Source organism: Nonomuraea sp. NPDC052116, assembly GCF_040680035.1.
GTDB classification, from domain to species: Bacteria; Actinomycetota; Actinomycetes; order Streptosporangiales; family Streptosporangiaceae; genus Nonomuraea; species Nonomuraea angiospora_A.
Genome location: NZ_JBFAWA010000019.1, coordinates 109,778 through 127,653, shown reverse-complemented (window position 1 = coordinate 127,653; position 17,876 = coordinate 109,778). Strand labels below are relative to the sequence as shown.

The 17,876-nt window shown below is 69.8% G+C and carries 16 protein-coding genes and 1 tRNA gene; 6 read left to right on the top strand and 11 right to left on the bottom strand.

Features of this window, described 5'->3' with window-relative positions:
• Positions 1–336 precede the first annotated feature (336 nt).
• Positions 337–1,824 (top strand): hypothetical protein, encoded by a 1,488-nt coding sequence (locus tag AB0L65_RS32705; protein WP_364253075.1) that lies wholly within the window; start codon positions 337–339, stop codon positions 1,822–1,824.
• 6 nt (positions 1,825–1,830) lie between these two features.
• Here AB0L65_RS32705 and AB0L65_RS32700 read toward each other — a convergent pair.
• From AB0L65_RS32700 to AB0L65_RS32670, 7 genes are all read right to left on the bottom strand, one after another.
• Positions 1,831–1,902, bottom strand: a tRNA-Val gene (locus AB0L65_RS32700).
• A gap of 17 nt (positions 1,903–1,919) precedes the next feature.
• Complete coding sequence (locus AB0L65_RS32695; protein ID WP_350723248.1) at positions 1,920–2,921, bottom strand: ROK family protein; 1,002 nt, start codon at positions 2,919–2,921, stop codon at positions 1,920–1,922.
• A gap of 337 nt (positions 2,922–3,258) precedes the next feature.
• On the bottom strand, positions 3,259–3,582 hold the full coding sequence (locus AB0L65_RS32690) for a hypothetical protein (protein WP_350723127.1): 324 nt from the start codon (positions 3,580–3,582) through the stop codon (positions 3,259–3,261).
• Positions 3,583–3,596: 14 nt separating this feature from the next.
• Positions 3,597–4,052 carry a peroxiredoxin gene (locus AB0L65_RS32685; protein ID WP_364253072.1) on the bottom strand — a complete coding sequence of 152 codons (456 nt, stop codon included), beginning with the start codon at positions 4,050–4,052 and terminating at the stop codon, positions 3,597–3,599.
• Positions 4,053–4,088: 36 nt separating this feature from the next.
• On the bottom strand, positions 4,089–4,520 hold the full coding sequence (locus AB0L65_RS32680; protein WP_364253069.1) for a DUF3052 domain-containing protein: 432 nt from the start codon (positions 4,518–4,520) through the stop codon (positions 4,089–4,091).
• A 117-nt stretch (positions 4,521–4,637) separates the two neighbouring features.
• Positions 4,638–5,045 (bottom strand): secondary thiamine-phosphate synthase enzyme YjbQ, encoded by a 408-nt coding sequence (locus tag AB0L65_RS32675; RefSeq protein ID WP_355194151.1) that lies wholly within the window; start codon positions 5,043–5,045, stop codon positions 4,638–4,640.
• Positions 5,046–5,054: 9 nt separating this feature from the next.
• A complete protein-coding gene (locus tag AB0L65_RS32670) occupies positions 5,055–5,237 on the bottom strand; it encodes a DUF1918 domain-containing protein (protein WP_350723120.1) in 183 nt (60 codons plus the stop codon).
• Between the two features lie 730 nt (positions 5,238–5,967).
• Between AB0L65_RS32670 and aceE the strand changes: the two genes are divergently transcribed.
• The 3 genes from aceE (at position 5,968) to AB0L65_RS32655 (ending at position 11,139) form a co-directional block, all read left to right on the top strand.
• Positions 5,968–8,715: a pyruvate dehydrogenase (acetyl-transferring), homodimeric type gene (gene aceE / locus AB0L65_RS32665; protein ID WP_350723118.1), complete on the top strand. Its 2,748-nt coding sequence runs from the start codon at positions 5,968–5,970 to the stop codon at positions 8,713–8,715.
• Between the two features lie 185 nt (positions 8,716–8,900).
• Positions 8,901–10,394 (top strand): alpha/beta hydrolase, encoded by a 1,494-nt coding sequence (locus AB0L65_RS32660; RefSeq protein ID WP_364253065.1) that lies wholly within the window; start codon positions 8,901–8,903, stop codon positions 10,392–10,394.
• A 10-nt stretch (positions 10,395–10,404) separates the two neighbouring features.
• Positions 10,405–11,139, top strand: coding sequence for a maleylpyruvate isomerase family mycothiol-dependent enzyme (locus tag AB0L65_RS32655; RefSeq protein ID WP_364253062.1), 735 nt, complete (start codon positions 10,405–10,407; stop codon positions 11,137–11,139).
• A gap of 161 nt (positions 11,140–11,300) precedes the next feature.
• On the opposite strand, the gene AB0L65_RS32650 is transcribed toward AB0L65_RS32655, so the two are convergent.
• The 4 genes from AB0L65_RS32650 to AB0L65_RS32635 form a co-directional block, all read right to left on the bottom strand.
• A complete protein-coding gene (locus AB0L65_RS32650; protein WP_350723113.1) occupies positions 11,301–11,657 on the bottom strand; it encodes a VOC family protein in 357 nt (118 codons plus the stop codon).
• An 86-nt stretch (positions 11,658–11,743) separates the two neighbouring features.
• Entirely contained in the window at positions 11,744–12,475 is a 732-nt protein-coding gene (locus AB0L65_RS32645; RefSeq protein ID WP_364253059.1) for a YafY family protein, read from the bottom strand.
• A gap of 326 nt (positions 12,476–12,801) precedes the next feature.
• Positions 12,802–13,779, bottom strand: a complete 978-nt coding sequence (locus AB0L65_RS32640; protein WP_364253056.1) for an aldo/keto reductase — start codon at positions 13,777–13,779, stop codon at positions 12,802–12,804.
• Between the two features lie 62 nt (positions 13,780–13,841).
• Positions 13,842–15,755: a hypothetical protein gene (locus tag AB0L65_RS32635; RefSeq protein ID WP_364253053.1), complete on the bottom strand. Its 1,914-nt coding sequence runs from the start codon at positions 15,753–15,755 to the stop codon at positions 13,842–13,844.
• Between the two features lie 126 nt (positions 15,756–15,881).
• Here AB0L65_RS32635 and AB0L65_RS32630 point away from each other — a divergent pair, with 126 nt between their 5' ends.
• Positions 15,882–16,358: a GNAT family N-acetyltransferase gene (locus AB0L65_RS32630; RefSeq protein ID WP_364253050.1), complete on the top strand. Its 477-nt coding sequence runs from the start codon at positions 15,882–15,884 to the stop codon at positions 16,356–16,358.
• A 207-nt stretch (positions 16,359–16,565) separates the two neighbouring features.
• On the top strand, positions 16,566–17,876 hold the full coding sequence (locus AB0L65_RS32625; RefSeq protein WP_364253047.1) for an MFS transporter: 1,311 nt from the start codon (positions 16,566–16,568) through the stop codon (positions 17,874–17,876).

Below are 17,876 nucleotides of genomic sequence, written 5' to 3'. Positions count from 1 at the left end.
AGCCTGAGCCCACAAGCTCGACGCCGGCAGGGCATGCCAGCACATCGCAACCTCAATCCACCACAGTCCCAACGCCGTCGCCATCAGACCTGAAGGAGACGCCGAGTGCGCCCCGTGGCGGCGGTCCCATAGAGTCGCCGGCGGTGGATCACATGGCGACGCAGATCGTCACGCCTCCCCCCATGGTGGAGCCGCGCCAGAAGTGTCTGCTGGATATCGACCTGAAGCTGCTAGATCTGTGCCTGCGGCTCTAGCGAAGACCAGACGTGATCTTGCCTGTCCCTATGGTTCACTAGCCAGCGACCCCCAACCCTCATCTCCCACGGGGAATCCCTCATGGCATATGCGGAGAAGCGCGGCCAGTATTGGCGCGCCCGATTCAAGAGAGCCGATGGCACCTGGGCGTCCGCCCCGTACGGCGACGACGGGAAGCGCTTCGAAACCAAGCAGGCCGCCATCGACTACGGCGACGAACAGGAAGCCGACATCCGCCGCAACCTTTGGCGCGACCCGCGAGCCGGCGACATCACCCTCACGGACTGGGTGAACCGCTGGTTCCCGGCCCAGCACCTGGAGGAGACCACCCTTGAGGGCTACCGCTGGCACATAGAGGTCCACATCCTGCCGTACTTCGGCGACCACGCCCTGAGGACCTTGAACGCGCTGGACATCGCCGCGTGGGAGCTGGCGCTGTGGCGCAACGGCATCTGTGGGCAGACGTCGGCGGCATCAGCCCGCACCCTGCTCCACACAATCCTGTCTGACGCAGTGGGCGCCGGACTGATCCCCGCCAACCCCGCGGTACGGCAGCGCAACCGCGGCCGGAAGGCCGGCAAGAGCCGAGCCCGCGGACCGGAGGAGATCTGGGCGACCCCACTCGAGGCGTTGCTCATCGCCGAGCGCGCCTCGCTGCTGTCCGGCCGGGACGACGAGTTCATCCACCTCATGACGATCGCCTACACCGGCATGAGGTGGGCAGAGACCATCGGCCTTGAGCGGCAGTACTTCCGTCTGTCGAACGTCCGCGTCGAGCAGCAGGTGTACGAGCACAGGGGCCGGTGGGTGAAGAAGTCGCCGAAGGACGACTCCTACCGGACGATTCACCTGCCGCCGTTCCTGGCCGACCTGCTCTCCCAACAACTGCAGAACCACCCCAGCGGCGCCTGCGCCTGCAAGGGGCTGAACGGGTGCGGGGGAGGACAGTACGTTTTCCTGCCGGAAGACGGTACTCATGAGCGGCGCAGCAACTTCGGCCGGCGGCGCTTCCGCCCTGCTGTCGATGGCCGGCATGCCGACGCCAAGGGCCGCCCCGGCTATCCCGTGCTGGCTGACCTTGCCGACGCGCCATGGCCGGGGAACGTGCGGCGCTCCTGGCCGGCAGCGGTGGCGGGGGAGGAGTTCAATCCTCCGCTCATGAAGGGGTTCTGGCGGTACGACATAGAGCAGCACCACGTCGTGTCCTGGCTACCGGTCCGGCTGGGGCTGAAGGTCCACGGGTTGCGGCACGGGCAAAAGGTGTGGCTCGACGAGCTCGGCGTGCCGCCGGTGGCGTCGGAGGAGCGTCTCGGTCATGAATTGCCGGGTATCGCTGGCACCTACTCGCACACGTCCCCCGCGATGGTCCGTCAGATCACAGACGGGCTACAGCGGTTGGCGGAGGAGGCGTTCGCGGAGCGGGCGAAGATCTGCGGAGGGCGGTCTCCGGTGAAGATCCTTGACGATCTTCTTGAGCCGTTTCGGAAGATCGCTCCGGGAGATCATCTCCCAAATCTCTCCCACGCGCCTGTTTCGGATCTTCGGCCACGGCCCAAAAAGGTGGTCTGACCTGGGTGGGCGGTACTGGGTTCGAACCAGTGACCCCTCGCTTGTAAGGCGAGTGCTCTACCGCTGAGCTAACCGCCCCTGATCGGCACTACACCTTACGACACCACGGGGCCCGATCGCACATCCACTGTCCAGCCCGGGCCCAGTTCGGGGCGGCCTGCGGCGCGCCAGCCCAGGAGGGCGGCTCCGAGCATGCCCGCGTCGACCCCGAGTGCGGCCGGCACCAGTGGGGGTGCCTCGCGGAAGGCCAGGCGTTTGACGAGGCGGGTGCGTACCGGGTCGAAGAGGGCGGGGCCCGCTTCGGCGAGGCCGCCGCCGAGGACGATCACCGTGGGGTCCAGCAGGAGCGTGTACGTGGCCAGGGCCAGCGACAGGGCCTCCACGGCCTCGTCCCAGACCTCTACGGCGATCGGGTCGTCGGAGGAGACCACCTGCTCCGCCTTGACGCCCTCCAGGCCCGCGCGCTGGCTGTAGCGGCGGCCCACCGAGGCGGCCGAGGCGTACGTCTCCAGGCAGCCGAACTGGCCGCACGCGCACTCCTCCCCGTCCGGGAAGACCGGGGTGTGGCCGATCTCGCCGGCCCAGCCGGAGGAGCCGCCGTACGGTTCGCCGCGGATGATCGAGGCGCCCGCGATCCCCGTGCCGATGGGGAGGAAGAGGAAGTCGGACAGGCCCCGGCCCGCGCCGAGGATGCTCTCCGCCAGGCCGCCGGTGCGTACGTCGTGTCCGAGCAGGACGGGGATGTCCAGGGTGGTGAAGCTGGTGGCGGGGACGTCGCGCCAGCCCAGGTTCGCGGCGTAGACGGCGGCGTTGTCGGAGACCAGGCCGGGGACCGCCAGGCCCACGCCGGCCGGGGTGCCGTCACCCGAGGAGGCCAGGTGGCTGATGAAGTCGGAGATGGCGGACACGACCGCCTCCGGGCCCTCCGCCCGGGGGGTCGGGCGCCGCTCGCTCAGCAGCACCACGCCGGAGTCGCTGACCAGGCCGCCCTTCATGGACGTGCCGCCGACGTCGAGCGCGACGACGAACGAGCTCGGAGCCGGGTTCGGGCTCACGCTCACACTCGGGTTCGGGCTCTCGCTCACGCTCGGAGTCATCTCGGACACGGAGGAGACGATAGCGCAGCTCAGCAAATGTCTGGAAAGAGTCTCTTCGCCGACGGGGATTCGCTGCAGGGTTCGCTGCGGGGATTCCCGGAGCTTGGACCCAGCTTGACCGGGCCTGGCTTGGACCTCCGCCCGGCCAAGCCCTGCCCGAGCCCTGCCCAAGCCCTGCCCAAGCCCTGCCCTGTGCCGAGGGATCCAGGATTCGGGTCCCAGGGCAGCCTGCCGAGGGCTCAGAGCGGCTCACGGCGCTGTGAAGGCCCCCGTGTCCCCGTCCAGGCTCCCGTGCGTGCCTCTGTGTCCGTGCTCAGGGCTCCGTGCGTTCTGGGGCTCAGGTGCGGCCCAGTACGCGGTTGAGGGCCGCTTCCACCTCCGCCGAGAGGCCGGGTGGTGAGGACGGTGGGGAGACGGGAGAGCCCGCGAGCGCGTCCGAGCGCGCCAGCCGTACGTCACCGCACGACCGGCACTCCACCTCACCCAGCCGGCAGATCAGCGCGACCGACCCGCAGGCCGCGCACGAGTCGAGGTCGAGGTCGTGCAGCCGCTGACAGTCCGGGCAGATCAACACCTGCGTTTCGCGGCGCACCCCGCGCTGCCACGGGCTGGCGCCGCGCACCGGGTCGGTCTGCCGGGCCCCGCATCGGTAGCAGGGCATCGTTCCCTCCGAGGTCAAGAAATGTCGGCGAGTGCCTTGATGTAGTCGGCGATGTCGCGTGCGGCGGAGGTCGGATTGACCACCGACCACCGGATCACACCCTCGCCGTCGATGATGAAGGTCCCCCGAAGAGCGAACCCCTTCGCCTCATCGAACACACCGTACGCCCGCGCGACCTGTCCGTGTGGCCAGAAATCGGAGAGCAGCGGAAACGTGTAACCCTCGCGATCGGCCCACGCACGGTGCGTGAACAGGGAGTCGACGGACACGGTCAGCAGTTGTGCCCCGTCGAGCGGCTGGTCGCGCAGCGCGGACAGCTCACCGTGACAGATCCCGCTGAAGGCAAGCGGGTAGAAGACCAGCACGACCTTCGTGCCCCGGAACTGAGCCAGGCTCACCGGGGTGCCGTGCTGGTCCTGCAGCTCGAAATCCGGAGCCAGGGCGCCGACCCCGGCAGGATGTGCGTTCACGGCTTCATCCTGCCGTACGGAAGGCGCTCCGGCTCCCTACCGTTTGCTGCCCTTGGGCGTGACGAGCCTGGTCCCGGACCAGTCCGGTGCGGCGGAGATGCTGCTGGTCTGCGAGAGGCCCGCGGTAGCGGCATCCTCCCCGATGTCGCTCGGCTCCACGTGGCCGTCGCGTCCGGCCTTGGGAGTCAGCAGCCAGATCTGGCCGCCGTCGGCGAGTGCTCGCATGGCGTCGCTGAGGGCGTCGAAGAGGTCTCCGTCGCCGTCGCGCCACCACATCAGCACGACGTCCACGACGTCGTCGCTCTCTTCGTCCAGCAGCTCGTTACCGGTCAGGTCCTCGATGGAGTCGCGAAGCTCGTCGTCGACGTCCTCGTCCCAACCGATCTCCTGCACCACCTGACCCGGCTTGAGGCCGAGCCGTTCGGCCAGGCCGCGCTCGCCCTGCGCCTGACCCGCGGTCGCGCTCACGTTTATCCCTCCTGCTTGAGTGGCCCCGCTTATGCGGTTTATCGCTTCGGCACAGTCCACACGCTGTGACCCTCAGTCGTCAACGGTCGCCACGGGTACGGCCGTAGTCGGCCAGAATCAATCCGACAAAAACGACAGGCGAACCTGGCGTTGCCGATTGTCGACGTTCAGGTCGACGAGTGCGATCGACTGCCACGTACCGAGTGCCAGACGCCCGCCCAGCACGGGAACCGTGGCGTAGGGCGGGATCAGCGCGGGCATCACATGTGACCGTCCGTGACCGGGCGAGCCGTGGGCGTGACGCCAGCGGTCGTCGGGCGGCAACAGGTCGCGCAGCGCGGCGAGCAAGTCGTCGTCGCTGCGCGAGCCCAACTCGAGCAGGGCGACACCGGCGGTCGCATGGGGCACAAAGATATGCAACAGCCCGTCTTCGCCCTGCCTGCGCACGAAATCAGCGCATTCAGCGGTGATGTCGTGCACTGTCTCTCGTGACCCTGTGGCCACGGAGATGATTTCAGATCTCACAGGGAAATCTTACTTATGCACCACGACGGCGTCCGGGCCGGGAAACACCAGGCCGGTGTGCCCGTCGTCGAAGCGCACCATGTAGGGAGGCCCGCCTTCGAGGCCCTGGACCTCCACAATCACACCACTCCGGTCCCCTTCGCCTACGGCATGCCCGTGCACCAGGAGCCGGTCTCCTACTGCAGCATTCATATAACCCACATTGGTACGCGGGAGGCCGTACGAAAAGGGTGATTCGCAAGTTTTGCTCCCCCTCCAGAGGGGCGGAGAAAAATGACCGAAACGTTACGCTGCGGTGAGGCGGCAGTGCCCGGGCGGGGTGGCGAACGGGCGAGGCGCGGAGAGGGCCACGAGATGGTGGTGGGCCTTGGGGGTGGCAGGGGTGCCGAGATGAGCGGGAGACGCGGGATCTTAAGGGGCATGCGCATCTGAGGGGCGTCATGGATCGGAAGGGGTGGCATGACCCCATGGGTGGTGAGGGGCGTCACAAGTCGTGAGAGGTGAGCGGGTCGCAAGTGGCGACAAGGGGCATGATCAGCGGCGATGCGCTCCCGGCCGACCCTCCGCCGGACGGCCCCCGTCGGAGCCGGGCTGGGAGGATGGCCGCTAGACTCGCCCGTCACGTCGCGCCCTCGTGGGTGAGAACCCCCTCCCTTCGGGGGAGAGTGGAGGGTGCGGGGACCAGGAGTCCAGAGACATTCGAGCGAAATTTCGTTCGTTTTCCTGTCTTGTTAAATTGCTCCCGGGATGTAACCTTTGGTGGCGATTCGTCCTACCATCGGTGGTCTAGGCCATCTGATCTGTCTCTGCCAGCAGGGACACCACTGGTTACCGGTCAGTAGAGATGCGTTTTCTACGGCTAGCGACCAGGATGGAAGGCGACCCAGACCAGACATCAGTCATCCTCGGAAGGCGAGACCCAGTGGCTTCCGGACGCCAGCGATTCTCGATCATCAGCGACGGCCTACCCAGCCAGCTGCCTGATGTCGACCCCAGCGAGACCAACGAGTGGCTCGAGTCTCTCGACAACGTCGTCAAGACCGAAGGCCGCACCAGAGCCCGCTACCTCATGCTGCGCATGCTGGAGCGGGCCCGCGAGCACCAGGTCGGGGTGCCGGGTTTGCGGAGCACCGACTACATCAACACGATCCCGCCGGAGCGCGAGCCCTGGTTCCCCGGTGACGAGCACGTCGAGCGCCGCATCCGCGCCTACATCCGCTGGAACGCGGCCATCATGGTGTCCAGGGCCAACGCCCGCACCAACGTCGGCGGCCACATCGCCACCTACGCCTCCGCCGCCTCCCTCTACGAAGTGGGCTTCAACCACTTCTTCCGCGGCAAGGATCACGGCGAGTCGGGCGACCAGGTCTTCTTCCAGGGGCATGCCGCGCCGGGCATCTACGCCCGCGCCTTCCTCGAGGGCCGCCTCAACGAGGCCCAGCTCGACGCGTTCCGCCAGGAGCTGTCGCACGGCTTCCACGGCCTGCCCTCCTACCCCCACCCGCGCCTCATGCCGGACTTCTGGGAGTTCCCGACGGTCTCCATGGGTCTCGGCCCGATCGGCGCGATCTACCAGGCGCGGTTCAACCGCTATCTGCTCAACCGGCAGATCAAGGACACCAGCCGCAGCCACGTGTGGGCGTTCCTGGGCGACGGCGAGATGGACGAGCCCGAGTCGCTCGGCGCGATCGGCCTGGCGGCCCGCGAGGAGCTCGACAACCTCACGTTCGTGATCAACTGCAACCTGCAGCGGCTCGACGGTCCCGTACGCGGCAACGGCAAGATCATCCAGGAGCTGGAGTCGTACTTCCGCGGCGCCGGCTGGAACGTCATCAAGGTCGTGTGGGGCCGCGACTGGGACCCGCTGCTGGCGGCCGACGTCGACGGCGTGCTGGTCAACCAGATGAACACCACGCCCGACGGCCAGTTCCAGACCTACTCGGTCGAGTCCGGCGAGTACATCCGCGAGCACTTCTTCGCCGGCGACCCGCGCCTGCGCAAGATGGTCGAGCACCTGACCGACGACGACATCCGTAAGCTGTCGCGCGGCGGCCACGACTACCGCAAGGTCTACGCGGCGTTCAAGGCGGCCCGCGAGCACGTCGGCCAGCCGACCGTGATCCTCGCCCAGACCATCAAGGGCTGGACGCTGGGCAAGGACTTCGAGGCGCGCAACGCCACCCACCAGATGAAGAAGCTCACCAAGGCCGAGCTGAAGGAGTTCCGCGACCGGCTCTACCTGCCGATCCCGGACTCCGCGCTGGAGGGCGAGCTGCCCCCGTACTTCCACCCGGGCGAGAACGACCCCGAGATCCAGTACATGAAGGAGCGCCGCGCGGCGCTCGGCGGCGTGCTGCCCAAGCGCGTCATGCGCGCCAAGCCGGTCAAGCTGCCCGCCGACGAGGTCTACGGCGGCTTCGCCAAGGGCTCCGGCAAGCAGCAGGTCGCCACCACGATGGCGTTCGTACGGCTGCTCAAGGACCTCATGCGCGACAAGGAGATCGGCCACCGGTTCGTGCCGATCATCCCGGACGAGGCGCGTACGTTCGGTCTCGACGCCATGTTCCCGACGGCCAAGATCTACTCCCCGCACGGCCAGACGTACGAGGCCGTCGACAGGGAGCTGCTGCTGTCGTACAAGGAGGCCACGCAGGGCCAGATCCTGCACGAGGGCATCAGCGAGTCGGGCTCGATGGCCTCGGCCATCGCGGCGGGCAGCGCCTACGCCACGCACGGCGAGCACATGATCCCGATCTACATCTTCTACTCGATGTTCGGGTGGCAGCGCACCGGCGATCAGATGTGGCAGATGGGCGACCAGATGGGCCGCGGCTTCCTGCTCGGCGCCACCGCGGGCCGCACCACGCTCAACGGTGAGGGCCTGCAGCACGAGGACGGCCACACGCCGCTCATCGCCTCCACCAACCCGGCCGCGATCTCCTACGACCCGTCGTGGGCGTTCGAGGTGGCCCACATCGTCAAGGACGGCCTGCGGAGGATGTACGGCGACCAGCCGGAGGACGTCTTCTACTACCTGACCGTCTACAACGAGCCCTACCTGCAGCCCGCCCAGCCGGCCGACCTCGACGTGCAGGGCCTGCTCAAGGGCCTGTACAAGTTCGCCGACGGGCCGCAGACCCAGGGTCCGAAGGCCAACATCCTGTCCTCCGGCGTGGCGGGCCCGTGGGCGATGGAGGCGCAGCGGCTGCTGGCCGAGGACTGGGGCGTCTCGGCCACCGTGTGGTCGGCGACGTCGTGGTCCGAGCTGCGCCGCGACGCGCTGGCCTGCGAGGAGCACAACCTGCTCAACCCCGACACCGAGCAGCGCGTCCCGTACGTGACCCAGGCGCTCTCCCAGGCGCAGGGCCCGTTCGTGGGCGTCAGCGACTACATGAAGGCCGTGCAGGACCAGATCGCGCAGTGGGTGCCGGGTGACTGGTCCTCGCTGGGCACCGACGGGTTCGGCCTGTCCGACACCCGCTCGGCGCTGCGCCGCCACTTCCACGTCGACGCCGCCTCGATCACGCTGGCCGTGCTGACCAGCCTGGTCAAGCGGGGCGAGCTCGACGGCGAGGTGCTGCGCGAGGCGATCGCCCGCTACCACCTCAAGAACGGCGTCACCGAGGCGGGCGGCGCGGAGAGCAACGACACCCAATCGATGGGCGTCTGAGTCATCCAGGAGCGGCGCTCCCGCGAAGTACTTCTCGCGGGGGCGTCGTCGTTTTCGCCGCCCGCGGCGTTCGGCCTGTGAGGCGGCACGTTCAGGAGGGGTACGTGCCGCCTCACCCAGGTATGGTGCGGCGTCACGTATTGTGGGCACTACTTCCCCCTGAGAGACGAGGGAGAAGTCTGTTTATGCGACGCGTCCTAGCCGCCCTGCTCATCCCGGTCGTCGCCGGTTGTTCCACCGTGCCGGCCGAGCCCGCCACGCAGTCGATGGCGGACACCGGCACGATCAGCTGGGGGCCGTGCACCGACATCAAGCGTCCCGGCGGTGAGCCACCGGCCAGCCAGGACAGTTCGGTACGGTGCGGGAAGCTGGCCGTTCCCCTGGACTACAACAAGCCCGACGGCGAGAAGCTGGACCTGGCGCTCATCAAACTGCCCACCACCGGCAAGAACCGGCTGGGCTCGGTGGTCTTCAACTTCGGCGGTCCCGGCGCCTCCGGCGTCGACACGCTCGACCAGGCCGCCAAGGCGCTCACCGGGCTGCGCGCCCGATACGACCTGATCAGCTTCGACCCGCGCGGCGTGGAGCGCAGCTCCGGCGTGCGCTGCGGCGACACCGTGGAGATGGACAGGTTCACCGCGCTGGACACGCTGCCGTCCGACAGCCAGACCCACCAGGAGACCGCGGCGGCCAACAAGCAGTTCGCCGCCCTCTGCCAGCAGCACTCCGGCAAGATCCTCCCGTACATCGGCACCGTGAACGCCGCCCGCGACATGGACCGGATCCGCGACGCGGTCGGCGACCCCAAGCTCAACTACATCGGCATGTCGTACGGCACGCAGCTCGGCGCCGTGTACGCCACCGAGTTCCCGAAGAAGGTCGGCCGCATGGTGCTCGACGCGCCGCTCGATCCGACGGTGACGTTCGAGCAGCGCACGCTGGTGCAGACGCGCGGGTTCCAGAAGGCGTACGAGAGCTTCCTGCGCTCGTGCGTCAAGAACAAGTGCGACATCGGCAAGGACCAGGAGACCGCCAACGCGAACGTCGACAAGCTGCTGAACCAGCTCACCACCCAGCCGCTGAAGGTCGGCACCCGCGAGCTCACCCAGGGCCTGGCCGCCACGGGCGTGGCGGCGGCGCTGTACTCGGAGCTGACCTGGCCCTTCCTGGAGCAGGCGCTCTCGGAGGCGATCAAGGGGCGCGGCGAGGCGCTGCTCTACCTGGCCGACTCCTACACCGGCCGCTCCCAGGACGGCAAATACTCCACGCAGATGACCAGCTTCCCGGCCATCACCTGCGTGGACACCTCCGAGCGGCCCAGCGAGGCCGAGCTGCGCCGCACCGAGGCGGCCGCCATGAAGATCTCGCCGCTGTTCGGCAGCGAGGGGTCCGGCGGGCTGTGCCGGGTCTGGCCGGCCAAGGGCAGCGATCAGGCGCGGCACGTGAACGCCACCGGCTCGGCGCCGATCGTCGTGATCGGCGGCAAGGGCGACCCGGCCACGCCGTACGAGTGGGCGCCCAAGCTGACGGCCCAGCTCAAGACCGCCAGGCTGGTGACGTACGAGGGTGAGGGGCACGGCGCCTACCTGTCGGGCAGCAAGTGCGTGCTGGAGCTCGTGGACTCGTTCCTGATCGACGGCAAGCTCCCGCAGAAGGGCGCGACCTGCCCGGCGGCCTAGGGTGGGGCCTGTGACATACGACTCGCTCATCGACGCCGAGACCGCCCGCCTGGCGGCCCTGGCCACGGACCTGTCCGTCCCGGTGCCCACGTGCCCGGGATGGACACTCGCCGAGCTGATCACCCACGTCGGCCAGACGCACCGCTGGGCGGTGCACGTGCTGCGCAACCAGGTCCAGGAGCGGATCTGGTCGCGCCAGGTGCCCAGCGGGCTGGCCGAGGGGCAGAGCGGCGACGCGGCCTGGCTGGCCGCCGGGGCGGCGGAGCTGCTCGGCACGCTCGGCGACACCGACCCCACGCTGGCGGTGTGGACGTGGGGCCCGGACCGGCAGGCGTCGTGGTGGCCCCGCCGGATGCTCTTCGAGCTGGTGATCCACCGGGTCGACGCGGAGCTCGCGCTCGGCATCGACCCGGTCGTCCCGGCCGAGGTCGCGATCGACGGCATCGAGGAATTCCTGCACAACCTGCCGTACGCGACCTGGGTGACCCGGTCGCTGGCGGAGCTCGAGGCGGAGGGGGCCACGATCCACCTCCACGCGAACGACGCCGACGGCGAGTGGACCATCACCCAGGGCCCGGCCGGGACGGTCGACTGGGCGCGCGGGCACACCAAGGGCGACTGCGCCGTCCAGGGGACGGCCCAGGACCTGCTGCTCATGCTCTACGGCCGGCGCTCGCCCGAGGCGCTGACCGTGTACGGCGACGCCGACCTCCTCAAGCGCTGGCTGTCCAAGGCCGCCTTCTGACACGGGGATGGGCCCTGGACGCGCCGCCGCTCGGCGATCGGCGGCGTGCCCAGGGCAAGGGGTGAACCGCTCCTAGGAAGCGGCCCGTCCGTACGCCGGGGGTCTGCGGGGAAGGCGTTCTCCCCGGCCCTCGAACGGGTGATTCACCTGTGGGGGGAAGCTCACCTGCGGTGGAAGACCCCGAAGACGCTCCCGGACGTGTCACGCAGGTAGGCGAAGTCGGTGCCGGCGCCGTCGTCGATCACCTTCGTGATCACCTTGCCGCCCAGCGACTCGCTCTTCGCGCAGGCCGCCTCGACGTCAGCCACCTGCACGTGGAAGATCGCGTGCGCCGGGAACTCGCCCTTGGTGTTGAACAGCCCGCCGCCGGGCTGCTCGCCGCCCGGGTAGCCGATCATCCGGTAGTCGATCGGCCCCTCGCCGGCGCTGAACGTCCAGCCGAACAACCCACCGTAGAACGCCTGGGCGCCTTCGGGATCGTCGGTCGCGATCTCGAACCAGGTCACGGTGTTGTCCATCGTCGTCTCCTCGTCACTGAACCTTTCTCGAACAAAGCAACGATCTAACGCTGTGGCGACAACCCTATGTCGGTGTTTTCGATTGACTAGTCGAGCACGGCGGTGTCCACGATCATGTTGGGCACGTCGGCGGCGAAGCCTTCGAGCGGCCGGTCGGGGCTGCGCTCGGCGGTCACGGTCGCGGCGGCGATGCGATCGAGCCGGAAGACCCGTACGTCATCGCGTAACCGGCACCAGGCCACGAGATACCAGAACCCGCCCCGCCCGCCCAGGAACACCCCCGGCTCGACGTCCCGCGAGGTCAGCGCGCCCTTGGCGTCGGCGTATTCGAGCCTGAGCACGCGCCGCCGCAGCAGCGCCTCCTCGATGGCCCGGGAGATGCCCTCGCCCCCGAGCGGCCGGACCTCGGGGGAGCCGGGCTCCGGCGGGTGGTGGACGAGCTGCACGCGCCGCGCCAGCTCCCTGGCCAGATCGCCCTCGGAGCCCGGCATCGCGGCCACGACCTTGCGTAACGCGCTGCGGGCCTGCCGGCCGAACGGCTGGTCGCCGGCCTGGCTGAGCGCCACCGCGATGGCCACCGCCTCGGCCGGGGTGAAGTTGAGCGGGGGCAGGGACATCTTCTTGTCGATCGCGTAACCGCCCTTGCGGCCCGCCTCGGCGTAGATCGGCACCCCTGACTCCTGCAGGGCGGTGATGTCGCGCTCGATCGTGCGCACGCTCACCTCGAACCGCTTGGCCAGCTCGCGGGCGGAGCGGCAGCGGGGCGCGATGGCGCGCAGGTCTTCGACGAGTGCGTAGAGCCGGTCGGTGCGATTCACAGCCGCGACGCTACGCGCCGCCACCGACAATCATGGTCCGCGCGCCGTCGCGGCCACCCGTGCCTCACCCCGCCGCCACGCGGGTCTCACCGCACCGGCCAGGCCGTGCTGCTCCCCGATCGGGTGGAGGACGACCTGGCGGGAGGCCGCGCCCAGCGACTGCCGTGCGGGCGAGGCCCGGGATCCGGCGCGGTCACCCTCGGGTCTCGACCCAGAAGCCGACCGTGGTGTGCGGCGAGATGCCGGTGTAGGAGACGGTGCCGACGGCTCGGCCGTGCAGCCGGAGGGGAGGCGTGGGCGGCGGGGACGGCGCCCCGTCAATGCGCCTACCAGCGGTCGTGGACCTGCGGCCGGATCAGGTCGTCGTAGACGGCCTCGACCGCTTCGAGCGTGGCCGGCGGGAGCGGCGCGGACGACGCGGCGGCCGCGTTCGCGGTGGCCTGGGACGTGTTGCGGGCGCCGGGGATCACCACCGACACGCCGGGCTGGTCGAGGATCCAGCGCAGCGCGAACTGGGCCATCGTCAGGCCCTCCGGCACCAGGGGAACCAGGCGGCGGACCGCCTCCAGGCCCGTGCGGAAGTCCACGCCCGAGAAGGTCTCGCCGACGTCGAACGCCTCTCCCCGCCGGTTGTAGGTGCGGTGGTCGTCCGCGCCGAAGGTCGTGTGCTCGTCGTACCGGCCGGACAGCAGGCCGCTGGCCAGCGGGACCCGGGCGATGATGCCCACCCCGGCGGCCCGGGCTGCGGGCAGCACCCGCTCCAGCGGCTTGAGCCGGAACGCGTTGAGGATGATCTGCACGGACGCCACCCCCGGCCGCGCGATCGCCGTCAGCGCCTCCTCGCACGTCTCCACGCTGACCCCGTACGCGGCGATCTTCTGCTCGGCCACCAGCGTGTCCAGCGCGTCGAACACGGCGTCCGTCGAGTACACCGGGGTCGGCGGGCAGTGGAGCTGGACCAGGTCGAGGGTGTCCACGCCGAGGTTCTGGCGCGAGCGCTCGTTCCAGACCCGGAAGTTGGACATCACGTAGTTGGCGGGGATCTGCTCCAGCCGGCGGCCCATCTTGGTGGCCACGGTCAGCTCCGGCCGCCCTTTGGCGAAGCGGCCGACGATCTGCTCGCTCCGGCCGTCGCCGTAGACGTCGGCCGTGTCGATGAAGGTGACCCCGGCGTCCACGGCGGCCCCCAGGGTGGCGAACGCCTCGTCCTCCGTCACCTGGCCCCAGTCGGCGCCGAGCTGCCACGCGCCGAGGCCGACCGTGCCCACCTGGCGTCCTGTTCGTCCCAACATGCGTTGTTCCATGGGAACAGTCTCCCGGATGGGAACCGCGCTCCGCCCCGAGGGCCGGTCCCGCCGCAGGTCAGCTACCGGGGCCGGTAGCAGCAGCGCAGCCCCGTCTGCACCGTGGCGCGCAGTTCCTCCCCGATCGCCTGGTCCACCGCCGAGATCCGCGCCAGCGCCCGCCTGATCGCCTTGCCCACGGCGATCCTGGCCCGCTCCTCGCTCCCCGTGAACGGCCGCGCCCGACCGCCGATGCCCGTCGCCGCCGTCAGCTCCGCCACCAGCCACTCGCGCTCCAGCCGCAGCCCCGCCGCCCGCTCCAGGTCGTTCATCGACTCCAGCTCGTCGATCTCCGCCTCCAGCTGGCCCAGCCGCTGCCGGTAGGTGTCCCTGGCCTGGTCGTCCAGCATCGGCTGGGCCGACCCGCCCTCGGGCTCGCGCGTCCACGACCCCGCGGCCAGGTCGGCGGCGAGGACCTCCCGGCCCGGATTGGCGACCAGCGTGGCCAGGTGCGCCATCCCGACGCTGTGGTCGACGAGCGCGAGCCGCCCGGCCAGCTCGACCTGCCAGTGCCGCCCGTGCCTGCGGAAGCGGCAGCCGTCCTGCCCCGAGGACGAGCGCCCGACCACGGACGGCAGCACCATGCCCAGCTCCCGGGCCTCCCGCGCGGCAGCGGCCTGCTCCCGGTTGGCCGCCTTGTCCCGCGTCCCGTCGCGCAGCGCCAGCGCCTGGCCCAGCCGCCACCTCGACAGCGCGGCGGCCGGCCAGTGCCCCAAGGCGAAGTTCCCCCGCACGGCCGCCCGCAGGTGCTCCACCGCCGTGGACAGGTCCCCGGTGGTGAGCGCGGCCATGCCCAGCGAGTGGTGCGCGGAGCCGAAGCAGGCCACGCCCAGGCTGGCGACCACCGGCAGGTCCGCGAACGGGCGCAGCAGCGCGTACGCGCGGGCGGCCGTGTCCGGGTCCTGCAGCAGGTGGGCGGTCTCCACGACGCAGTACATCGAGAGCAGCCAGGTGCTCGACCCCGGCATCTCCTCCACGCGCAGCCTGGCCAGGTGCCCGGCCGCCGCGCGCCGGTCGCCCGCGACGGCCGCGGCCAGCGCCAGGCCCGCCAGGTACGAGTTGTCGATCGGGCTCAGCGTGGGCGAGCTGACCAGGTCCGACAGCACGGGCAGCAGCTCGGCGGCCCGGCCCTGGAACCAGCGGATGGCGCCGAGCTGGCCGCCGTACCAGCCGGTCGCGTCCATGTCGCCGGCGGCCACGCCGCGCTCGAAGCACTCGCCGGCCCGCTTCTCGGCCTCGGCGAAGCGGCCCGCGCGGATGGTCAGCATGACCTCGATCGCCTCGACCACGTACCCGACCGCGAGGTGGTCGTGGCCGGTCAGCAGGCCGCGCAGCTCCTCCAGGCCGCGCTCCGCGTGCGGGTCCGCGGCCAGGTAGAGGTCGACCGTCCGCCACAGCAGGCCCATCAGCAGGTCGCCCCTGCGCTCGGTGACGGCCGCCTGGCCGATCAGCTCGCTCGCCAGCTCCAGCCTGAGCGCCGCGTGCTCGGGGCCGAGCAGGCAGTGGTGCGCCAGGCTCAGCGCCTCGGCCAGCGCCGCCCCGTCGCCGGAGCCCCTGGTCTCGGCCAGCAGCTCCATGATCGTGGTGTGCCGGCCCGCGCGGTAGTCCTCCTCGCCCCGCAACCGCACGCGCAGCCGCAGGGCCGGTGACGAGCGGGGGTCGATCAAGGACAGCGCGTGCCGCTGGCGGGCGCGTACCATCTCCGACTCCGCACATGTCCTGTGCTCGTGCACCCAGATCCCGCCCAGCCCCAGGGCCGCCCGCGCCAGCGACGACGGGTCGCCGCAGAGCTCGGCCAGCCGGTACGCCGAGTCGAACCAGCGCCGTGCGGTCTGCAGGTCGCCGTTCACGAACAGCGCCCGCTCGCCCAGCACGAGGGCCAGCTTGAGATCGGGGCACGAGGGCAGGAGTACCCCCGGTTGCTGTGCAACGCCCATCGGTTCCGCTCCCCTGTCCGATACCTTGCCTGAGCGTCTGCCACGGTCCCCGAATACCGTTCTGACAACTACGACGTTTGACACACTGGGCGGGTTCAATCCGGAGAGGGCCATACGCTGGGTGCCATGATTCGCCCCGCCACACCCGCCGACGTGCCCGAAATCGTCAACATGATCCGTGAGCTCGCCGAGTACGAGAAGGCCGCGCACGAGGCGAGGGTCACCGAGGAGCAGCTGCACACCGCGCTCTTCTCCGACCGGCCCGCCGCGTTCGTCCACATCGCCGAGCACGACGGCGAGGTGGCCGGCTTCACGCTCTGGTTCCTGACGTTCTCGACGTGGCGGGGCGTGCACGGCATCTACATGGAGGACCTGTACGTCCGCCCCCGGCACCGGGGTGGCGGCCACGGGGTCTCGCTCATGAAGGAGCTGGCCGGGATCTGCGCCGAGCGCGGCTACCAGCGCTTCGAATGGTCGGTGCTCGACTGGAACGAGCCCAGCATCGGCTTCTACGACAAGCTCGGCGCGGTGCGCCAGGACGAGTGGCTGAAGTACCGGCTGACCGACGAGCCGCTGCGGCGCCTGGCCGACCGCCAGGACTGATCGCTCACGTATCGTGACAAGCCACGCGTAAGATTACGGCTGATCATCAGCCCGTATTACGAGCAGGTTTCCTCCGTGACGCATGTGCGTGGCTTGTTACGCCGGTGAATCACACGTAACGAACGCACAGCCACGGATCGTCAAAGTGCGTAACGCGCGCTTCCTACTTTGGAGTTCCCCCCGGACGCCGAACGTAGGAGAAAGCCGATGGCGCGCTGGATCGCCGAGTGGCACCCCGATGACCCAGCTTTCTGGGAAAGCTCAGGCAAGCGCGTCGCACGGCGCAACCTGATCTTCTCGATCGTCGCCGAGCACCTCGGCTTCACCGTGTGGACGCTGTGGAGCATCGTGGCCACCAAGATGGGGGTCTACAAGTTCTCCACGGACCAGCTCTTCTGGCTGGTCGCGCTGCCCAACCTGGTCGGCTCGGTGCTGCGCGTGCCCTACACGTTCGGCCCGGCCAAGTTCGGCGGGCGCAACTTCACCGTGGTGAGCGCGGCGCTGCTGCTCATCCCGGCCGTGCTGCTCGGCGTGGCGGTCGGAAACCCGGAGACGCCGTACTGGCTGTTCCTGGTGATCGCGGCGCTGGCCGGGGTCGGCGGGGGGAACTTCGCCTCCAGCATGGCCAACATCACCTACTTCTACCCCCGCCACAAGCAGGGGGTCGCCCTGGGGCTGAACGCCGCGGGCGGCAACATCGGCGTCAGCTCGGTCCAGCTCGTCATGCCGCTGGTGATCGGCTCGCTCGGGCTGGCCGCGGCCGGGTGGTTCTGGATCCCGTTCATCGTCGTGGCCGGCGCCTGCGCCTTCTTCTTCATGGACAACCTCACCAGCGCCAGGGCCAACCCGCGCGAGCAGCTCGCGGTGGCGGGCAAGGCCCAGACCTGGATCATGTCGTTCCTGTACATCGGGACCTTCGGCTCGTTCATCGGCTACTCCACGGCCTTCCCGCTGCTCAGCAAGAGCCTCTTCCCCGAGGCCCCGTTCGCCGCCGTGGCGTTCGTCGGGCCGCTGCTGGGCTCGCTGATCAGGCCGGTGGGCGGCTGGCTGGCCGACAGGCTCGGCGGCGCCCCCGTCACGCTGTGGAACTTCGCCGGGATGGGCGGCGGCGTGCTGCTGGTCTGGGCGGCCAGCACCTCCGGCAACTTCTGGATGTTCTTCCTGTCCTTCCAGCTCCTCTTCGTCACCGCCGGCATCGGGAACGGCTCCACGTACCGCATGATCCCGGCCATCTTCCAGGCCAAGGCCGTCGCCGAGCGCGGCGAGGGCGAGGAGTCCCTGCTGTACGGCAAGCGCCAGGCCTCGGCCGCCATCGGCATCATCTCGGCGGTGGGAGCGCTGGGCGGGTTCCTCATCAACCGGGCGTTCGGGATGTCGTTCGCCGCGGCCGGGACCCCGGCGCCCGCCTTCCTCGCCTTCGGCGCCTTCTACGTGTCCTGCTTCGCCCTGACCTGGTGGTGCTACACCCGCAAGGTCGGCGCCTCGGTCGTGGCCAGCCTCGCCTATGCCCGGGTCTGA

What these genes read in the sequence shown, in the direction of transcription:
- AB0L65_RS32705 (WP_364253075.1), top strand. Translation starts at nt 337, where the DNA reads ATGGCATATGCGGAGAAGCGCGGCCAGTATTGGCGCGCCCGATTCAAG.
- AB0L65_RS32625 (WP_364253047.1), top strand. Translation starts at nt 16,566, where the DNA reads ATGGCGCGCTGGATCGCCGAGTGGCACCCCGATGACCCAGCTTTCTGG.
- AB0L65_RS32640 (WP_364253056.1), bottom strand. Translation starts at nt 13,779, where the DNA reads ATGGAACAACGCATGTTGGGACGAACAGGACGCCAGGTGGGCACGGTC.
- AB0L65_RS32670 (WP_350723120.1), bottom strand. Translation starts at nt 5,237, where the DNA reads ATGAATGCTGCAGTAGGAGACCGGCTCCTGGTGCACGGGCATGCCGTA.
- AB0L65_RS32630 (WP_364253050.1), top strand. Translation starts at nt 15,882, where the DNA reads ATGATTCGCCCCGCCACACCCGCCGACGTGCCCGAAATCGTCAACATG.
- AB0L65_RS32660 (WP_364253065.1), top strand. Translation starts at nt 8,901, where the DNA reads ATGCGACGCGTCCTAGCCGCCCTGCTCATCCCGGTCGTCGCCGGTTGT.
- AB0L65_RS32695 (WP_350723248.1), bottom strand. Translation starts at nt 2,921, where the DNA reads ATGACTCCGAGCGTGAGCGAGAGCCCGAACCCGAGTGTGAGCGTGAGC.
- AB0L65_RS32635 (WP_364253053.1), bottom strand. Translation starts at nt 15,755, where the DNA reads ATGGGCGTTGCACAGCAACCGGGGGTACTCCTGCCCTCGTGCCCCGAT.
- AB0L65_RS32690 (WP_350723127.1), bottom strand. Translation starts at nt 3,582, where the DNA reads ATGCCCTGCTACCGATGCGGGGCCCGGCAGACCGACCCGGTGCGCGGC.
- AB0L65_RS32650 (WP_350723113.1), bottom strand. Translation starts at nt 11,657, where the DNA reads ATGGACAACACCGTGACCTGGTTCGAGATCGCGACCGACGATCCCGAA.